Here is a 16,447-nt window from a genome sequence, read left to right as displayed (position 1 = left end):
CCCGACAGTGGGAACACGGCGTACGGCCCCGCGCATGTCGCCCGGGGCCGTACGTGACCGATCTCACCTCGGTCTCACCCGATCAGAGCAGATCGCCGTCCGCGGCCTGCCGGGCCAGCCGCACCAGGGTGCGCACCGCGGTGCCGGTGCCGCCCTTCGGGGTGTAGCCGGCGGGACCGCCCTCGTTGAAGGCCGGGCCCGCGATGTCCAGGTGCGCCCAGGTGATGCCCTCGCCGACGAACTCCTTCAGGAAGAGCCCCGCGATCAGACCGCCGCCCATCCGGACGCCCATGTTGGCGATGTCCGCGGTGGGGGAGTCGAAGGTCTTGCGCAGCGCCGGCGGCAGCGGCATCGGCCAGGAGTCCTCGCCCTCGGCCAGCGCCGCGGTGTGCACGGCGGTCCGGAACCCGTCGTTGTTGGACATGATCCCGAACCGCTCGTCGCCCAGCGCCAGCACCATCGCGCCGGTCAGCGTCGCCACGTCCACGATCGCGTCCGGGCTCTCCTCGGAGGCACGGGCCAGCGCGTCACCGAGCACCAGCCGGCCCTCGGCGTCGGTGTTCAGCACCTCGACGGTCTTGCCGCTGTACATCGTCAGCACGTCACCGGGACGGGTGGCGTTGCCGCCCGGCATGTTCTCCGCCAGCGCCAGCCAGCCGGTGACATTGACCTCAAGGCCGAGCTTGGCGGTGGCCACGATCGCGGCGAACACCGCGGCGGCGCCGCTCATGTCGCACTTCATCGTCTCGTTGTGGCCGGCCGGCTTCAGCGAGATGCCGCCCGAGTCGTACGTGATGCCCTTGCCGACGAAGGCGAGCGTCCTGGTGGCCTTGGCGTGGGTGTACGCGAGCCGGACCAGCCGGGGCGGGGTCGCGGAGCCGCGGCCGACGCCCAGGATGCCGCCGAAGCCGCCCTTGGCCAGTGCCTTCTCGTCCAGCACCTCCACCTTGAGGCCGAACTCCTTGGCGGCGCTCTGCACGGCGGCGGCGAAGGCCTTCGGATCCAGGTCGTTGGCCGGGGTGTTGATCAGGTCGCGGGCCCGGTTGACCTCGGCGCCGACGGCGGCGGCGCGCTCGGCGGCGGCCTTGTGGGCCTTGTCGCGCGGCTTGGCGCCGGTGATCGCCACCTCGGCCAGCGGGACCTTGGCGCCCGCCTTCGACTGGTAGGCGGTGAAGGCGTAGGCGCCGAGCAGCGCGCCCGTGCCGACCGCCTCGACCTCTGCGGCGCCGGTGGCCGGCAGCGCGAAGGCGGCCTTCTTCGCCCCGGACAGGGTGCGGGCCGCGACGCCCGCCGCCTTGCGCAGCGCCTCGGCGTCGTAGCCCGCGGCGCCCTCAGGGGCTTCGCCGAGACCCACCGCGACCACGACCGCTGCCTTGACCCCGGCCGGTGCGGGCAGTTTGGTCACCTCGCCCTCGGCGCCCGAGGCACCGAGGGTCTCCAGCGTGGCCGCCAGCTTGCCGTCGAACGCGGAATCCACCGATTCGGCCCCCGGCGCGATACGCGGCCCCTTGGGGCCCTTGGCCACGCCGATGACAACGGCGTCCGCACGCAGCGCCGCGGCGGAGGAGGTACTGAGTGTCAGTGCAGTCACAGTGGATGAGGTCCTATTCGGTCGAGGTCCTGTCAGCGGCCGTTGGGTGGCCCGGCCCATGGCACCCGCATCGTATTCCGCCGCCCGGCACGGGAGCGCCGCGGCGGAGGCGGGAGCGTGGGGCCGTATCAGCCGTCTGAGCCTACGCCCAGTCACCAAGCGCAGGTGGGCCGCCCGGCGGCCGCCCGCGGGCGGCCGCCGCGAACGTCCCGGTCGGTCAGGACCGGGGGTGATTCAGCGCAGGGCGATGATGACGAGGCCGGTGGTGGCGGCGACCTCGCAGAGGGCGCCGAAGACATCGCCGGTGACGCCGCCGAAACGGCGCACGCACCGCCGCAGCAGCGCCTCGGCGGCGAGGAGGGCGCCGCACCAGGCGATCGCCGCCCGCAGCGCGGTCGGCGCGCCGGCCGGCAGGGCGGCCGCGGCGGCCGCCGCCCCGCACCCCACGGCGACGCCCCAGGCGGTCAGCGGCCTGATCGCGCCCGCCACCGCCGCGCCCAGGCCGCCGGGCCGGGCGGCCGGCACCCCCGCCCGGCAGGCGAGCGTCATCGCCGCGCGCCCGGCCGCCCCGGCGAGCACCGCGGCGCCGCCGCCGTACACCGGGCCGTGCCCGTAACAGGCCGTCAGGGCCGCGGTCTGCGTCAGCAGGACGAGGACGAGGGTGACCACGCCGAAGGGACCGATGTCCGACTGCTTCATGATCCGCAGCGCGTCCGCCGCGGGCCGCCCGCTGCCCAGACCGTCCGCGGTGTCCGCGAGCCCGTCCAGGTGCAGTCCCCGGGTCAGTACGGCCGGCCCGGCCACCGCTGCGACGGCCGCGAGCGGGGGAGCGGCGCCGAGCGCGGTCAGCACCCCGCCGGCCAGCGCCGCCGCGCCCCCGACGACCAGCCCGACGAGCGGCGCGACCGCCATCCCGCCGCCGGCCGCCGCCCGGTCCCAGCGCCGCAGCCGGACCGGCAGCACGCTGAGCGTCCCGAAGGCGAACCGGAACGCGTCGGCGAGGGAGGCCCGGGCGGGGGCCGCGGCCATGGGTTCGTTCACCGCGCGAGGCTATCGCCCCGGGCCGCCAGGGACCGGGGCGGACGGATCGGCGGCCGTCCCGCTCCGGGCGGCGGGCCGGGGCCGGCCGGCGGCGCGGGCGGATTCCGCCGCCGTCAGGGCCAGGACGGCCGCGACACCCGCCAGGTGCTCGAAGCCGGCCAGATTGGGCAGGCAGAGCACCTCGACGACCATGGCGAGGGCGATCGCGCCGGCCGTCCACCCCATGCGGTAGCGGCAGGCGGTGTAGACCCCGAGGGCGACCACGGCGGCCGAGGGCCCGGTGTCACGCAGGCGCAGCTCGTGGCCCGGCAGCCCGAGGAAGCCGCCGGGCCCGATCCACAGGGAGTAGCGGGCAAAGCAGCTCCCGGCGACGGTGGCCAGCAGCGCGACGACGACGGTGCGGCGGGTGCGCAGGGTGGTCTCGGCGAGGCCGAACACCACCACGACCTGGAGCGCCAGCCCCCAGACCGGCAGCTCCGGATCGGGTACGAAGACCGACAGCGGGGTACGCAGCAGCTCCTGCCACCACGGCAGGGTGGCGTAGACCCCGCCGAGCCGGTCCACCCAGCCGCGGGTGTGCGGCCAGTGCTGGAGCAGTTGGAGCCCGAGGATGCCGGCGCACGCGGTGAGCGTCAGCGGCACCGCCCGGAGCCCGGCCGTCCGCAGCCGGTGGCGTACGTCGGCGAGGACGGCGCCCGACCCGGCCCCGGCGAACCGGCCGGCGACGGCGCGCACGGGGCGGCGGGAGCGGTGGCCCGCGGGCGGGGGTGACGGCCGGTCAGCCGGTCTGGCGGCGACGCAGTCCGGTGGGCAGCCGGGTGGGCAGCTTGGGTGGGCCGAGGAATCCTTCGGCCCGGGCGCCGGCGAGACCGATCCTGGGCAGTTCGCTGGATTTGCCGAACAGGACATAGCGCGGCTCCCAGATCGGCCGGAACTTGGCGTTGGCGCGGTAGAGCGACTCGATCTGCCACCACCGCGAGAAGAACGTCAGCAGCGAGTGCCACAGCCGCAGCACCGGACCCGCGCCGAGCCGCGACCCCCGCTCGAACACCGACCTGAACATCGCGAAGTTCAGCGAGATCTGCTCGATGCCGACCTCGTCGGCCCGCTGGATCAGCTCGATCACCAGGAACTCGATCAGCCCGTTGTCCGCGCCCCGGTCCCGCCGCATCAGGTCGAGCGACAGCCCGCGCGGCCCCCAGGGCACAAAGCTGAGCAGCGCCCGCGGCGAGCCGGCGCCGTCATGGCACTCGACCATCACGCAGTCGCCGTCGGCCGGGTCGCCGAGCCGGCCGAGCGCCATGGAGAAGCCGCGCTCCGTACAGCCGTCCCGCCAGCGGTCGGCCCGCTCCACCAGCAGGTCCAACTCGGCCGCCGGGATGTCGCGATGGCGCCGGATCCGGACCGTACAGCCCGAGCGGCGGACCCGGTTGTACGCCTGCCGGACCGTGCGCATCGCCCGCCCGTCGAGGGTGAAGTCGGCGGTCTCCACGATGGCCTCGTCGCCGAGTTCGAGGGCGTCCAGGCCGTGCCGCGCGTATACGGTGCCCGCCTCCTGGCTCGCCCCTATCACCGCGGGCACCCAGGCGTGCTCCTCGGCCTCGGCGAGCCACGCCCCGATCGCGCCGGGCCACGCCTCCGGGTCGCCGATCGGGTCGCCGGACGCCAGCGAGACCCCGCCGAGCACCCGGTAGGCGATGGCCGACTTGCCGCTCGGCGACCAGATCACGCTCTTGTCGCGGCGCAGCGCGAAGTAGCCGAGCGAGTCGCGGTCGCCGTACGCGCCGAGCAGGCCGCGCAGCCGCTCCTCGTCGGCGGCGCAGAGCAGTTCGCGGCCGCGCGGTGAGCGGAAGGCGACGAAGAGGACCAGCAGGAAGAGCAGCGTGCTCATCACGTTGACCACCACGTCGACCCAGCCGGGGGCGGCGATCGCCATGAACGCGGAGTCGTCGGGCACCAGTGAGACCAGCCGGCCCACCGCGTAGCCGAAGGTGTCGCCGAAGCCCGCGCCGTGCCCGGAGTCGGTGGCCGCGACCAGGCCGGTGCCGATCAGCGCGGCCAGCGCCAGCCCGGCCACCGCGGTGAGGGCGGCCTGCCAGGGGTTGGCCGGGTCGCCCTTGGCCCGGAACTCGCGCCGGCCCACCAGGAGGGCGGCGAGGAAGGTGGTGGTGAGGGCCAGTGAGACCCAGTTCTGGACGTGGCGGTGGATCTGCGGCCACCCCATGCTGAGCGCGAGCGCGGTGAGGAACAGGCCGCACAGCACCAGGTTGAGGATCCAGGCGGCGCGTTTGCGGCGGCGCATCGTCACGGCGAGGAAGAGGGCGAAGGCGCCGGAGGTGAAGCCCGCGGTGAGCAGGTAGGGGGTGACGTAGTCCTGGGCGTTGTGGCGGCGGATGTCGGCGCCGAGGCTGACCCAGACGGCGCCGAGCAGATTCACCGCGGCGACGGCGCGCAGGTACCAGACGGTGAGGGTGGCCGCGTGGCGGGCGGGGGCGGCGCGGGCCGTGCGGCGGCCCGCGGCGCCGCCCGGCGCGGCTGCCGATGGCCGCTCGACGGCGGGGCTGCCCGTTCCCATGGCGGGGAGCTTACGGGCTTTTGTCCTATTTTCTGCTTAACGGGGCCGGGGGGAGGGGCGGTGGACTACTCGGGGGTGGCGGGGGCGGCAGGGGTGGCGGCGGCGTCTGGGCGGGGTGCGGGGTCGGTTTCCGGCTCCGCGTCAGGTTCCGGCTCCGGATGCGTTTCCGCCTGCGTTTCCGCGGCCGGTACGGCGTCCGGTTCGGCCGCCGGGGACGGCTCCGGGCTCGCTGGGCTCTCTGGGATCTCGGCGGAGAACGCGGCGGCGGCCTGGAGCAGGGGCAGCGCGAGCAGCGCGCCCGTACCGCCACCCGCGGCGATGCCCTGGTCGACCAGGGGCTCGAGCGAGATCCGGTCCAGCGCCTTGTCCTGGCCCGCCTCACCGCTGGCGTTGCCGGCGACCCACCAGTCGGGGGCCCGGAAGGCGACGCGCTGCGCCACCAGGGCGCAGGCCGCGGTGACCACGCCGTCCAGGACGACCGGGAGTTTGCGGACGGCGGCTTGCAGGAGGAAGCCGGTGATCGCGGCGAAGTCGGCGCCGCCGACGGTGGCGAGCAGGGCGAGCTGGTCGCCGAGGACCGGGCGGGCCCGGCGCAGCGCGTCCCGGACCGCGGCGCACTTGCGCATCCAGGTCAGGTCGTCGATGCCGGAGCCGCGGCCGGTGACGACGGAGGCGTCCGTACCGCACAGGGCCGCGATCAGCACGGCCGCGGTGGTCGTACCGCCCACGCTCAGATCGCCGAGTAGTACGACGCCCACGCCCGAGTCGGCCTGCTCGTCGGCGAGATCCATGCCGACGCGGAAGGCCCGCTCTGCCTCGTCCTGGGTGAGCGCGTCCTCGATGTCGATCCGGCCGGAGCCGCGGCGGATCCGGTGGGCGGTGACGTGGTCGGGCAGCTCGGCCGGGTCGCAGTCGAGCGCCATGTCGACTACCCGGACGCTGGCGCCGTACTGCCGGGCCAGGGCGTTCGCCGGCGCGGTGCCGTCGAGCGCGGCCTTGGCCAACTCCGTGGCGGTGCCGGCCGCGCGGGCCGAGACGCCCAGCGCGGCGACGCCGTGATCACCGGCGAAGAGGAGCACGCGGGGTTCCGTGAGCGGCCGCACGGGCACCTGGCCCTGCACCGCCGCCAGCCAGTCCGCCAGCTCGGCGAGCTTCCCCAGCGCGCCGGCCGGCTTGACCAGCCGGGCCCACCGCTCCTGCGACTCGCGCCGGACTCCGGCGTCCGGTCGCTCCACCTGGGCCCCGAAGTCATCCATCTCGATCAGCCTCACGGCCCGAACAGTACCGGTCCCTTGCCGGGGAGGCTTTACGGGCCCGGCGCGCCCCCGCCCCCTCCGGGGGTGGTGCGGTTGTTCGTGACGCTTGCCCCGGTGGTGGGTTGTTCGCGCGGTTCCTCGCGCCCCTGTCGGGGGGTGGTGCGGTTGTTGGTGACGCTTGCCCCGGTGGTGGGTTGTTCGCGCGGTTCCTTGCGCCCCTGTCGGGGGGTGGTGCGGTTGTTGGTGACGCTTGCCCCGGTGGTGGGTTGTTCGCGCGGTTCCTCGCGCCCCTGTCCGGGGGTGGTGCGGTTGTTCTTGTGCCTCGCCCCGGTGGTGGGTTGTTCGCGCGGTTCCTCGCGCCCCTGTCGGGGGGTGGTGCGGTTGTTGGTGACGCTTGCCCCGGTGGTGGGTTGTTCGCGCGGTTCCTCGCGCCCCTGTCGGGGCCCGGTGGGTGGTGGAGCTGGGGGGGTGCCGAGTTGTTTGGGGGCGCGGGGAACTGCGCGCTCAGCAGGCCACCGGCTGGCAGTTGGCGGACGACCGGAGCGTCACGGGCGGTGGCCCTTCAGGGGCGCGGGGAACTGCGGGCGGCAGCCGGTGGGCGACCGGAGCGTCCGGGCTGGTGTCCCGTCAGGGGGCAAGACCCCACCGGCCGGTGGGGAACGGACTGCCGCAACCAACCGGGGTCCAAGCAAAGCTCCCCTCAGCGCAGCCGCAACGCAAGGCCCGCCACGACCAGAAGAACCTGCTCGGACTCCCCCGCCACCACCCCGTTCAGCCGCCCGAGTTCATCGCGGAAGAGCCGCCCCGCCGGCGTCGAGGGGACCACCCCGGAGCCCACCTCGTTGGAGACGGCCACCACCGTCCGCCGGGTCCCCCGCCACGCGGCGACCAGCTCGGCGACCCGCGCCCGCACGCGCGGAACCGCGGCCGCCGGCTCGGCCCACGCGTCGGCCTCGTCCAGGACATGGGTGAGCCAGAGCGACAGGCAGTCGATCAGCAGCGGCGGCCCCGCCGGATCCGCGAGCAGCGGGACCAGGTCGCACGTCTCCTCGGTCCGCCACCCGCCCGGCCGCCGCTCGCGGTGCAGCGCGACCCGTTCGGCCCATTCGGAATCCCCCTCCCGCGAACCACCCGTGGCGACGTACACCACCCCGGGAAAGGCGGCCAGCCGCCGCTCCGCCTCCGCCGATTTCCCCGAACGCGCCCCGCCCAGCACCAGCGTGCGCCTCGGCACGTCCGGCACCTCCTGATAATCACCGACGACCAGCGTCGTACCGTCCGGCACCGCCCTCGCCCCGGCCGCCGCCAGCCGGCGCCCGAGTTCGGGCTGGGGCGGCGCGCCGTGGTCGATGTGCACCGCGACCACGTCCGTCGTGGCGGTGACCGCCCCGGCCGCCCGCAGCCGGGCCAGCCCGTCGGGGCGCCCGACGACATCGAGCAGCACCAGGTCGTAGGGCCGGGTGCCCGGCCGGACGCGTACCCCGGCCGGCGCGCATCCCGGCGGCAGGTAGAGCATCCGCAGGCCCTGCGGCGACTCGACCGCGTACCCCGTGCCGGGCGCGTCCACGGCGACCGCCTCCACCCGGTGCCCGGTGAGCAGCGGCAGCCGCTGCGCCTCGGCCAGCCGGACCGGCGCGGGCAGCCCCGGCGGCAGCTCCGCCGCGGGCCGGGCGGCCGGGTGGGAGAGGAGGACCAGCCGCAGCCCGCCGAGCGGCTGCCCGGCGCGGGCGGCGGCCAGCGCCACCCCCGGGGCCGGATCGAGCAGTACCACGCCGTCCACCACGACCGTCGTCGCCGCCCGGGCGCCCGCCCCCACGGCGAGCGCGCAGGCCGCGCAGGTGCAGCCGGGGAGCGGCAGCCCGCCGGGGCCGCCGGTGCCGAGCAGAGTCAGTTCCACGAGATGATCGTCTCGCGTCCGATCACGCCCGGCGCGCGGGGCCCGGTCGAGCGGACACCCGGCGGACCCCACCGGCGGCACGCCGCCCGACGCCGGGCCGAGACCACTCCTACCGGCGCGGCCTGTGCCGATACGCTGCGACGGCAGCACCCCGACCCCGGACCGAGGGAGAAGCACATGGCGTGGACGTGGCGGTTCGAGAAGGCCGACGGTACCGAGGTGCCCCCGGCGGTGGAGCCGGAGGAGTTCACCACGCAGGGGGACGCCGAGTCCTGGGTCGGCGAGATCTGGAAGGAACTGGTCGAAGGCGGCGCCGACCAGGTCGTCCTCTTCGAGGACGGCACCCTCATCTACGGACCCATGAGCCTGCACGGCGAAGCCGTCGACGAGACCTGACGCCCCCGGCTCGGCCCCGGGCCCGCCGGGAAGCCCCCGGCGGGCCCGTACGGCCCGCGCCGCCCGCTCCTGGGGCCCCGCCGCCGAACCAGGCGGAGCGCTCTGAGCGGAGCCCGCTCAGAGCGAACCGAGCGTCACCCGCACCGAGTGCGGATCGCCGTCCCTCGTGTAGTCCACGGTGATCCGCTGACCCGGATCCATCCCGGCCAGCGCCTCGGTCAGCGACTGCACCGTGGTGATCTTGGTCCGCCCCGCCTTGGTGATGATGTCCCCGGCTTTGAGCCCCGCCTTCGCGGCGGCGCCGTTCTTGGCGGTGGAGACGATCGCCACACCGGCCGCCTGGAAGCCGGGCCCGACCACACCCCGGACGGTGACGTCCAGCGCGGCCCGGCCGGAGTTGGTGACCTTCCCGGTCCTGACGATCTGCCCGGCGATCCGGGTGACCGTGTCGGACGGGATGGCGAAGCCGATGCCGTTGGCCGCGCCGCTGCCGAGCTGCGGGTCGGTGGCGGCCAGGGTCGGGATGCCGATCACCTGGTTGTTCAGGTCGACCAGCGCGCCGCCGCTGTTGCCGGGGTTGATCGCCGCCGACGTCTGGACCAGGTCGGGAATGGTGGCCACGGTGCCGCTGGCGGAGTCGTTCTGGCTCTCGCTGACCGTACGGCCGGTGGCGGAGACGATGCCCTCGGTCACGCTGCTCGACAGGCCGAGCGGGTTGCCCATGGCCAGCACGATCTCGCCCACCGACACCTTGGTCGAGTCCGCGAACACCGCGGGCTTGAGGTTGTCCGGCGGCGCCGACAGCCGGATGACGGCCAGGTCGTTGGCCGGGAAGGCGGCGACCAGCTTGGCGTCCAGCGCCCGGCCGCCGCTCGCCAGCGACACCTTGAAGGTCTTGGCGCCGCCCACCACGTGGGCGTTGGTGACGATGTCACCCTTGGTGTCGAAGATCACCCCGGACCCCAGGTCCGATTTGGTGGTGATCTCGACCACCGACGGCAGCACATTCCTGACGGTATTTTGATACGCGCTCTGGAGGGCGTCGCCGCCTGAGGCGGCGGCCACGGCGGGGGCGTCGCCCACCAGTCTGCCGCCGGCGGAACCGGCGGCACCGGAGTCGGAGTCGGAGCTGCAACCGGTTGCCAGCAGCACCGTGGCGCAGACGGCCGCGGCGCCGGGCAGCAGGAGCCGGATACGGGAGGAGCGCGATCCACTCATGTCCGTATTCTCACTTTTGGCGTCCGGGCGGGCCCGGCCGGACGGCCAATCGGGTGATCCGCCGGGTGGCGCTTCAGCCCCTGACGCCGCAGAGATGGAGCAGCGCCGCCACCGCCCGATAGGGGTCCGTCCGCCCCGCCTGCTCCTCGGCGGCGAGGAGCAGACCGAGCTCCCGCTCGTCCCGGGGCGCCCGCGTGGCGTCGGACGCCGTGTCGGTGAAGACCCGCACCCCGTACCAGGCCCGCAGCGGCACCCCCATGCCGGCCATCGTGGCGGTCAGCGGCTCGCGCCGGTCCGCCCGCGAGGCGACGCCCAGCCGGTTGGTGTAACCGTCGGAGTGGAAGGCGTCGAGCGCGGAGACCCAGTCGCCGAGCAGCCCGGGGCGCAGCGCCAGCGCGTCGCCGTTGCGCACCAGCAGGGACAGCAGGCCGCCGGGTGCCAGCACCCGGGCCAGCGCGGCCAGCATCGGATCCGGGTCGGGGACGTACATCAAAACCCCGTGGCACAGCACCACGTCGAAGCAGGCGGGCCCGAAGTGCCGCCCGGTCTCGCGCCCGTCGCCCTGGAGGATGGCGAACCGCTGCCGTACGTCGGGCGGCTCGACCGCCACCGCGGCCCGCAGCGCCCGCAGCATCCCCGGATCGTGTTCGAGGCCCGTCACCACATGGCCCGCCCTGGCCAGCCGCAGCGCCTGGGTGCCCTGTCCCGGGCCGATGTCGAGCACCCGCAGCCGGCGCAGCGCGTGCGCGCCAGCGGGCCGTCCGAAGTGGGCGTTGAGCTGCTCATTGAGCTGGCGGGTGACCAGCTCCTGACGGACCACGTTCCGCAGGCCGCCGAGCCGGGCGAGCCAGCTCTCGGCGGCCCCGTCGAAACCGCCGCCCCCGGGCGGCAGCGCGGGCAGGGCGGCGGCCTGGTCGGGGGCGGAGCGGGCGGCCGGGATCAGGCCCGGCGGAAGACCCGGGGGTGCGTGCGGTGCGGGGCCCGGCGGAAAGCCGGGGTTGGGTGTGCCGCCCGGCGGAAAGCCGGGCGGGGTGACCCGCGGCGCTCCCGGTACGGGTCCGGCGGGACCGAACCCGCCGCTTTCAGAGCCGCCGTCGCCGGGACCGTACCCGCTGGGACCGTACCCGCCAGGACCGCCGGCGCCGTCGGCACCGGGACCGTCGCCCCCGTGCCTACTGTCGCCGTCGCCCCCCTCGCCGGAACCCGGCGCGCCGCCCGTGACGCCGCCGTTCAGAGCTTGGTGCCGCGCTGCACCTGCGGCTTCGGCAGCCGCAGCCGGCGCATCTGGAGCGTCCGCATCAGTGCGTAGGCGACCGAGCCCTTGGTGTTCTTGTCCGGGAACCGCTTGCCCAGCTCCGCGCGCAGCCGCAGACCGGTGACGAAGGAGTCCACCACGATCGCCACGATCACCACCAGCCAGAGCAGCAGCGAGAGGTTCTGCAACGACCCGATCCGCACCACGCTCAGCACCAGGATCAGCACCGCGACCGGGAGGAAGAACTCGGCGACCCGCATCCGCGAGTCGACGTAGTCCCGGGCGTATTTCCGGACCGGGCCGCGGTCGCGGGCGGGCAGGTAGCGCTCGTCGCCCCCGGCCAGGGCCTCGCGCTGCTTGGCCATGTCGGTACGGCGGGCGTCACGGGCCTGCCGGGTCGCCGCCTTGCGGTCGGTCGGGGTCACCACGGCCTTGCGCCGCAGGCTCTGGGCCTCGCTGCGCTTGGGCGTGGGGCGACCCTTGGGAGCTTGCGGGTCGCGGATCTGGTCCTCAAGCACGGCGGTGCCGGTGGCGGAGGACTGCTCATCTTGAGAACGGCGTCGGAACACGCACTCAAGGTTACGTGGTCCGGGCGCCGTGCCCCAGCCCCGGCGCCTCCCGTACTCCCTGCGCCCGATACGGCCGAACCGTGATCGTCCTTGCGGATGACCGCATCCGGGGCCGAACAGTGCGGTAATGGAACCAAGGCCCGTAGGCTTGGGTCTGTACAGGTGCCGGAGCAGTTGCCGAGAAGGGGGCGCGCGAGGCCCATGAGCGGTGTCATGAAGCGGATGGGACTGATTTTCCGCGCGAAGGCGAACAAGGCCCTGGACCGGGCCGAGGACCCGCGCGAGACGCTCGACTACTCGTACCAGAAGCAGCTTGAGCTGCTCCAGAAGGTGCGCCGGGGTGTGGCGGACGTCGCCACCTCCCGCAAGCGGCTGGAACTCCAGCTCGCCGAGTTGCAGCGGAAGTCCTCGACCTACGAGGACCAGGGCCGAAAGGCACTGGCACTCGGCCGCGAGGACCTGGCCCGGGAAGCGCTCTCCCGCCGGGCCGCGCTCCAGCAGCAGGTCACCGACCTGGAGACGCAGCACACGCAGCTCCAGGGTGAGGAGGAGAAGCTCACCGTCGCCTCCCAGCGGCTCCAGGCCAAGGTGGACGCCTTCCGGACGAAGAAGGAGACCATCAAGGCCACGTACACCGCCGCCCAGGCGCAGACCCAGATCGGGGAGGCCTTCTCCGGCATCTCCGAGGAGATGGGCGACGTCGGCATGGCGATCCAGCGGGCCGAGGACAAGACCGAGCAGCTCCGGGCCCGGGCCGGCGCCCTGGACGAGCTGATGGCCTCCGGCGCCCTGGACGACCCCAGCGGCCTGGCGAAGGACGACATCCAGGCGGAGCTGGAACGGCTCTCCGGCGGCAGCGACGTCGAGCTGGAGCTCCAGCGGATGAAGGCGGAGCTGGCCGGCGGCAGCCCCCAGCAGGCGATCGAGGGCGGCAAGGGCCAGGGCGGTCAGAACGCGCAGGGTCAGCCGCAGGACACGCCGCGGTTCGACAAGCAGTAGTCGGCGGGGGCGGCGGGCGGCAGTCGTCATCGGCCCGCCGGTCGCCACCGGTCACCGGCCGCCGGGCGCCGAGCACGGGGGCGGACGAGGCGGGCGCGGGCGGGCGTGGGTTTACCGGCCCGCGGTCCGAGGTACGTACGGGCGAAACGGAGGAGGCCGTCGTGATCGCCAGGATCATGGGGGAGGGCCAGGTGCGGCTTGACGAAGCCCACCTCGCCGAGTTGAACGAGCTGGATGTCCGCCTGCTCGCCGAGATCGAGGCCGGGGACGAGGAGGGCTTCCGCCGCACGCTGGACGCCCTGCTCGACGGTGTGCGGCGGCTCGGTGTGCCGCTGCCCGACGATTCCCTTCAGCCGTCCGAGCTGATACTGCCGGCGGCGGACGCGAGCCTTGACGAGGTGCGGTCGATGCTCAGGGACGACGGGCTGATCCCGGGCTGATGCCTGGCTGACTCGGCCTCACCGCCGTGCGGCTGGGCTGAGATGGCGCGGGCGCGGCGGCGCGGCGGCGTGCCTCGACACCCTGCTCGCTGCCCGTGACCGCGCCCAACTCGTCGTAGCCGCCAACTAATCCGGCCTGGTCCGCCCCCACCCCCGCCAGTCCCGGCACCAGGGGAGTTCGGCCCACACCGCCGTACCGTCGGAGGGTTCGGCCCCGGCGCGGCGGTGCCCCCCAGCGGGTGGCCAGCGCCTCGACCAGAAACAGCCCGCGCCCGTTCTCGTCATCCTCGGCCGCCGCTGTCACGGGGGGCAGCGGCACGTACGGCGTACCGTCCGACACGGTGATGGTCGCGGCGCCGCCCCGCACACTGAGCGCTACCCGCACCACCGTCACCTTCCCGTACTTGACGCTGTTGGTGGCCATGAGGAGTCGAGCGCTTCAGGAACGCCTTCTTCGACCTCCAGGTGCTTGCTCTCGGACCTGACGAGTCCTTGAGACTGATCACGGAATTGATCAAGGAGCACTGACATGACGACCGCAAGGCTGACGCGCTGAGTGACGCCGCATGGTTCAGGTCGAGCTATAGCAACAACTCAGGCGGCGAGTGTGTCGAGGGTGCCCGCCTGGCGGACGGGACCGTGGCGGTGCGTGACTCCAAGGACCCCGAGGGTCCCGCCCTCCGCTTTCCCGCCGCCGCCTGGTCGGCCTTCACCCTGGCCTTCCGCGCCGGCACCCTTTTCCCGTCCTGAGTTGATTGCCGCCGACCCGCCGAGGGGTGGGGAGGGTCGACTACTCGTTCGAGTGAATATGCCAAAGGCATATCGTTTCTGCTGATGAAAGGCCCCTACGGTCGGGGACATGGTCAGCTCATCGCACGAGGCGATGCACCGGATCTTCCAGGAAGACCCGCGCATCTTCACCCGGACCTTCAAACGGCTCGGGATCCCGTTTCCCGACACGGTCGCCGTGTCCTTCCCGCCCACCGACCTCACCGAGATCAAGCCGCTGGAGCGCCGGGTGGACACGCTCCTCCAGTTCGACACGGCCGACGGCGGCAGTTACCTGCTGGCCGTCGAGTCCCAGGGGAAGAAGGATCCGGACAAGCACGGAAGCTGGGCGTACTACACGTCGTACCTCTACGCCAAGTACAACCTGCCGACGCTGCTTCTGGTGGTCTGTCAGGACGAGTCCACGTCCCGGTGGGCCGAGACGCCCTTCCATATCGGCGTGCCTTACTGGCATTCCCTCACCGTCCGCCCACTCGTCCTCGGCCCGCACAACGTCCCGCTCATCACCGACCCCGAGGCGGCGGCGGAAGACATCCCGCTGGCCGCCTTCGCGGCGATCACCCACGGTAAGCATCGACAGCCGGATATTATGCTGAAGGCGCTGGCTACCGCTCTGGAGACGGCCGACGACGACATGGCCGACCTTTTCAGGGAACTCACTGAACTCGGCCTGGGCTCCATCGGCCCGGCGGCACGGATTTGGAAGGATCTCATGGCTATCCCCACGCATTTCTTCCGTTCGGAAACCTCCCAGCGGCTCCGTGACGAGGGCCGGGAAAAAGGTCTTGAAGAAGGCCGCGAAGAAGGCCGGGAGGAGGGCCGCGCCGAGGGGCGGGCCCAGCAGTCGGTCAAGAACATCCTGCTCGTCCTGCGGACCCGGGACATCGCGATCACCGAAGCGGAGCGGGAGCGCCTCGTCGAGTGCACCGACGAGAACCTGCTTGACCTCTGGTTCAGCCGGGCCATCACCGCGGACCGGGGCGAGGAAATCTTCCTTCCGCCGGCGGAAGCCGTCGGTCATGTCGAGGCCGACACCTGAATCCTCCGGGGTTCGACAAACCGCCTCTTCGAGGAACTCACCCCATTCGGGCTGGATTCACGCCCGGCAGTCCAGATCTGGAGGGACCCTATGCCCATACCCACCTCCTTCTTCCGTTCGGAAACCTCCCAGCGGCTCCGCGAAGAAGGGCGAGTCGAGGGGCGCGCCGAGGCCAAGGCCGCCCAGGCGCTGGGGCGGACCATCATCCGCGTGCTCGAAGCCCGGGAACTCGAAGTGAGCGAAGTCTTTCGGGAGCGCGTTTTCGACTGCGTCGACCTGAAAGTCCTCGACCGCTGGTTCCGCCTCGCCATCCTCGTCGCCTGGGCCGAAGCGATTTTCGTCGCCCCGCTGCCGCCTCCCCGCGTCATCGCGCCGACCGTCCCGAAGGACGAATCCGAGGAGGCGGCGGAGGAGGAGGCTGAGGAGGCTGAGGAGGAGGACTAGGGCAACGAGGTGGAGAGAAGGGCCAGTTCGGGTGGGCGCATGCCGCGGAGGGCCAGGAAGCCGGCGGGGTGGATGTGGAGGCCCGCGGTGATGGCGACGTCCACGGCCCATTGGGACTCGGCGGGGACGTGGTCGACCTGGATGGGCGCGTCGGGGGGCGCGGCCAGGACGGCGGCGGTCAGGAGACGGGTGGCCAGCCGGCGCGAGGTCGCGGCCAGCATCTCGATCCGGCCGCCGCGCGCATAGCAGTAGCCGCTGCCGATCAGATCGTCCACCACGAAGAGCCGATGGTGGCGCAGCAGTTCCTCGTGGTCGGCGCGGTGCGCCCCGCCCCGGGTGCGGCGGTCGATGGAGTCCATCAGATCGCGGTGCCGCTCGGTGCCCGCGTGCACCGGCCCGTCCGGCGGCTCCAGCCGCCCGGTCCCGGCGCCCGCCCGGCCGGTCAGCCGCATCGTGGGATGCAGATGGAACCCCGCGCGGCGGAACGTACGGGCCGCCACCGGATCGTCCGGCGCGCAGATCACCCCGCGCAGACACGCCCGGCCGTGCATCAACGCCCGGGCCAGCAGCGCCTTTCCGACGTCCTTGCCCTGCGCGCCCGGCACCACCGCCAGCAGCGACAGCGCCCAGGTGCCCTCACGCCGGTAGGACAGCACGGCCCCCACCGGCCCGGCCGCCTGATCCTCCATCAGCCAGCAGCCGCCGGGATCGGTCCTGGCCAGGTGCCGGGTACGCCCGTGGTGGCGGGCGATCCGCTCGGCCGGCCAGCCGCCCGGCTCCGGAGCGCCCCACACCGAGCCGTATCCGGCGCTGAACCGGGCGCCGGAAGCGGCGCCGGCCAGCGCCCGGGGAGCACCGAAAGCCGCCGCCTCTATCTCCCGGACGACCTCGGCGTCCTCCTCGTCATCACGCACGGGTCGAAGAATCACCCGTCCATC

The 16,447-nt window shown here is 73.6% G+C and carries 17 protein-coding genes; 6 read left to right on the top strand and 11 right to left on the bottom strand.

Annotated elements, in window-relative coordinates:
* Positions 1-82: 82 nt before the first annotated feature.
* The 6 genes from OG519_RS08290 to OG519_RS08265 form a co-directional block, all read right to left on the bottom strand.
* A complete protein-coding gene (locus tag OG519_RS08290; protein WP_405580650.1) occupies positions 83-1,591 on the bottom strand; it encodes a leucyl aminopeptidase in 1,509 nt (502 codons plus the stop codon).
* Positions 1,592-1,825: 234 nt separating this feature from the next.
* Positions 1,826-2,620, bottom strand: coding sequence for an adenosylcobinamide-GDP ribazoletransferase (locus OG519_RS08285; RefSeq protein WP_405592567.1), 795 nt, complete (start codon positions 2,618-2,620; stop codon positions 1,826-1,828).
* Positions 2,621-2,641: 21 nt separating this feature from the next.
* The gene (locus OG519_RS08280) at positions 2,642-3,367 is read right to left on the bottom strand and encodes a hypothetical protein (protein ID WP_405580647.1); all 726 of its coding nucleotides are present in this window, start codon (positions 3,365-3,367) and stop codon (positions 2,642-2,644) included.
* A gap of 43 nt (positions 3,368-3,410) precedes the next feature.
* The gene (locus OG519_RS08275) at positions 3,411-5,207 is read right to left on the bottom strand and encodes a phosphatidylglycerol lysyltransferase domain-containing protein (protein WP_405580644.1); all 1,797 of its coding nucleotides are present in this window, start codon (positions 5,205-5,207) and stop codon (positions 3,411-3,413) included.
* Positions 5,208-5,272: 65 nt separating this feature from the next.
* Complete coding sequence (gene cobT / locus OG519_RS08270; protein WP_405580641.1) at positions 5,273-6,478, bottom strand: nicotinate-nucleotide--dimethylbenzimidazole phosphoribosyltransferase; 1,206 nt, start codon at positions 6,476-6,478, stop codon at positions 5,273-5,275.
* A gap of 685 nt (positions 6,479-7,163) precedes the next feature.
* Complete coding sequence (locus OG519_RS08265; RefSeq protein ID WP_405580638.1) at positions 7,164-8,360, bottom strand: bifunctional adenosylcobinamide kinase/adenosylcobinamide-phosphate guanylyltransferase; 1,197 nt, start codon at positions 8,358-8,360, stop codon at positions 7,164-7,166.
* Positions 8,361-8,537: 177 nt separating this feature from the next.
* Between OG519_RS08265 and OG519_RS08260 the strand changes: the two genes are divergently transcribed.
* Positions 8,538-8,756 carry a hypothetical protein gene (locus tag OG519_RS08260; protein ID WP_405580635.1) on the top strand — a complete coding sequence of 73 codons (219 nt, stop codon included), beginning with the start codon at positions 8,538-8,540 and terminating at the stop codon, positions 8,754-8,756.
* 117 nt (positions 8,757-8,873) lie between these two features.
* Here OG519_RS08260 and OG519_RS08255 read toward each other — a convergent pair whose 3' ends face one another.
* From OG519_RS08255 to OG519_RS08245, 3 genes are all read right to left on the bottom strand, one after another.
* The gene (locus OG519_RS08255; protein ID WP_405580632.1) at positions 8,874-9,974 is read right to left on the bottom strand and encodes a S1C family serine protease; all 1,101 of its coding nucleotides are present in this window, start codon (positions 9,972-9,974) and stop codon (positions 8,874-8,876) included.
* Between the two features lie 73 nt (positions 9,975-10,047).
* Positions 10,048-10,794, bottom strand: a complete 747-nt coding sequence (locus OG519_RS08250; RefSeq protein ID WP_405580629.1) for a class I SAM-dependent methyltransferase — start codon at positions 10,792-10,794, stop codon at positions 10,048-10,050.
* Positions 10,795-11,204: 410 nt separating this feature from the next.
* Positions 11,205-11,798 carry a DUF3043 domain-containing protein gene (locus OG519_RS08245; protein ID WP_405580626.1) on the bottom strand — a complete coding sequence of 198 codons (594 nt, stop codon included), beginning with the start codon at positions 11,796-11,798 and terminating at the stop codon, positions 11,205-11,207.
* 201 nt (positions 11,799-11,999) lie between these two features.
* Between OG519_RS08245 and OG519_RS08240 the strand changes: the two genes are divergently transcribed.
* On the top strand, positions 12,000-12,797 hold the full coding sequence (locus OG519_RS08240) for a PspA/IM30 family protein (RefSeq protein WP_405580623.1): 798 nt from the start codon (positions 12,000-12,002) through the stop codon (positions 12,795-12,797).
* A gap of 161 nt (positions 12,798-12,958) precedes the next feature.
* Positions 12,959-13,237 carry a hypothetical protein gene (locus tag OG519_RS08235; RefSeq protein WP_405580620.1) on the top strand — a complete coding sequence of 93 codons (279 nt, stop codon included), beginning with the start codon at positions 12,959-12,961 and terminating at the stop codon, positions 13,235-13,237.
* Here OG519_RS08235 and OG519_RS08230 read toward each other — a convergent pair.
* Complete coding sequence (locus OG519_RS08230) at positions 13,209-13,661, bottom strand: ATP-binding protein (RefSeq protein WP_405580617.1); 453 nt, start codon at positions 13,659-13,661, stop codon at positions 13,209-13,211. The two genes, OG519_RS08235 and OG519_RS08230, sit on opposite strands and share 29 nt — an antisense overlap.
* A 128-nt stretch (positions 13,662-13,789) precedes the next feature.
* On the opposite strand from OG519_RS08230, the gene OG519_RS08225 reads away from it, so the two are divergent.
* The 3 genes from OG519_RS08225 (at position 13,790) to OG519_RS08215 (ending at position 15,509) form a co-directional block, all read left to right on the top strand.
* Positions 13,790-13,987, top strand: a complete 198-nt coding sequence (locus OG519_RS08225; protein ID WP_405592565.1) for a DUF397 domain-containing protein — start codon at positions 13,790-13,792, stop codon at positions 13,985-13,987.
* A 109-nt stretch (positions 13,988-14,096) separates the two neighbouring features.
* Positions 14,097-15,065, top strand: coding sequence for a hypothetical protein (locus OG519_RS08220; RefSeq protein ID WP_405580614.1), 969 nt, complete (start codon positions 14,097-14,099; stop codon positions 15,063-15,065).
* 90 nt (positions 15,066-15,155) lie between these two features.
* Positions 15,156-15,509, top strand: a complete 354-nt coding sequence (locus OG519_RS08215) for a hypothetical protein (protein WP_405580611.1) — start codon at positions 15,156-15,158, stop codon at positions 15,507-15,509.
* Here OG519_RS08215 and OG519_RS08210 read toward each other — a convergent pair.
* A complete protein-coding gene (locus OG519_RS08210; RefSeq protein WP_405580609.1) occupies positions 15,506-16,438 on the bottom strand; it encodes a GNAT family N-acetyltransferase in 933 nt (310 codons plus the stop codon). The genes OG519_RS08215 and OG519_RS08210 overlap by 4 nt on opposite strands.
* Positions 16,439-16,447: the final 9 nt, after the last annotated feature.

This window comes from Streptomyces sp. NBC_01190, assembly GCF_045039895.1.
In the GTDB taxonomy this organism is placed as follows: Bacteria; Actinomycetota; Actinomycetes; order Streptomycetales; family Streptomycetaceae; genus Actinacidiphila.
Note: the sequence above shows the minus strand (reverse complement) of the source record. Positions and strands in the feature narration are given on the sequence as shown.

What these genes read in the sequence shown, in the direction of transcription:
- OG519_RS08215 (WP_405580611.1), top strand. Translation starts at nt 15,156, where the DNA reads ATGCCCATACCCACCTCCTTCTTCCGTTCGGAAACCTCCCAGCGGCTC.
- OG519_RS08275 (WP_405580644.1), bottom strand. Translation starts at nt 5,207, where the DNA reads ATGGGAACGGGCAGCCCCGCCGTCGAGCGGCCATCGGCAGCCGCGCCG.
- OG519_RS08260 (WP_405580635.1), top strand. Translation starts at nt 8,538, where the DNA reads ATGGCGTGGACGTGGCGGTTCGAGAAGGCCGACGGTACCGAGGTGCCC.
- OG519_RS08255 (WP_405580632.1), bottom strand. Translation starts at nt 9,974, where the DNA reads ATGAGTGGATCGCGCTCCTCCCGTATCCGGCTCCTGCTGCCCGGCGCC.
- OG519_RS08285 (WP_405592567.1), bottom strand. Translation starts at nt 2,620, where the DNA reads ATGGCCGCGGCCCCCGCCCGGGCCTCCCTCGCCGACGCGTTCCGGTTC.
- OG519_RS08220 (WP_405580614.1), top strand. Translation starts at nt 14,097, where the DNA reads ATGGTCAGCTCATCGCACGAGGCGATGCACCGGATCTTCCAGGAAGAC.
- OG519_RS08240 (WP_405580623.1), top strand. Translation starts at nt 12,000, where the DNA reads ATGAGCGGTGTCATGAAGCGGATGGGACTGATTTTCCGCGCGAAGGCG.
- OG519_RS08230 (WP_405580617.1), bottom strand. Translation starts at nt 13,661, where the DNA reads ATGGCCACCAACAGCGTCAAGTACGGGAAGGTGACGGTGGTGCGGGTA.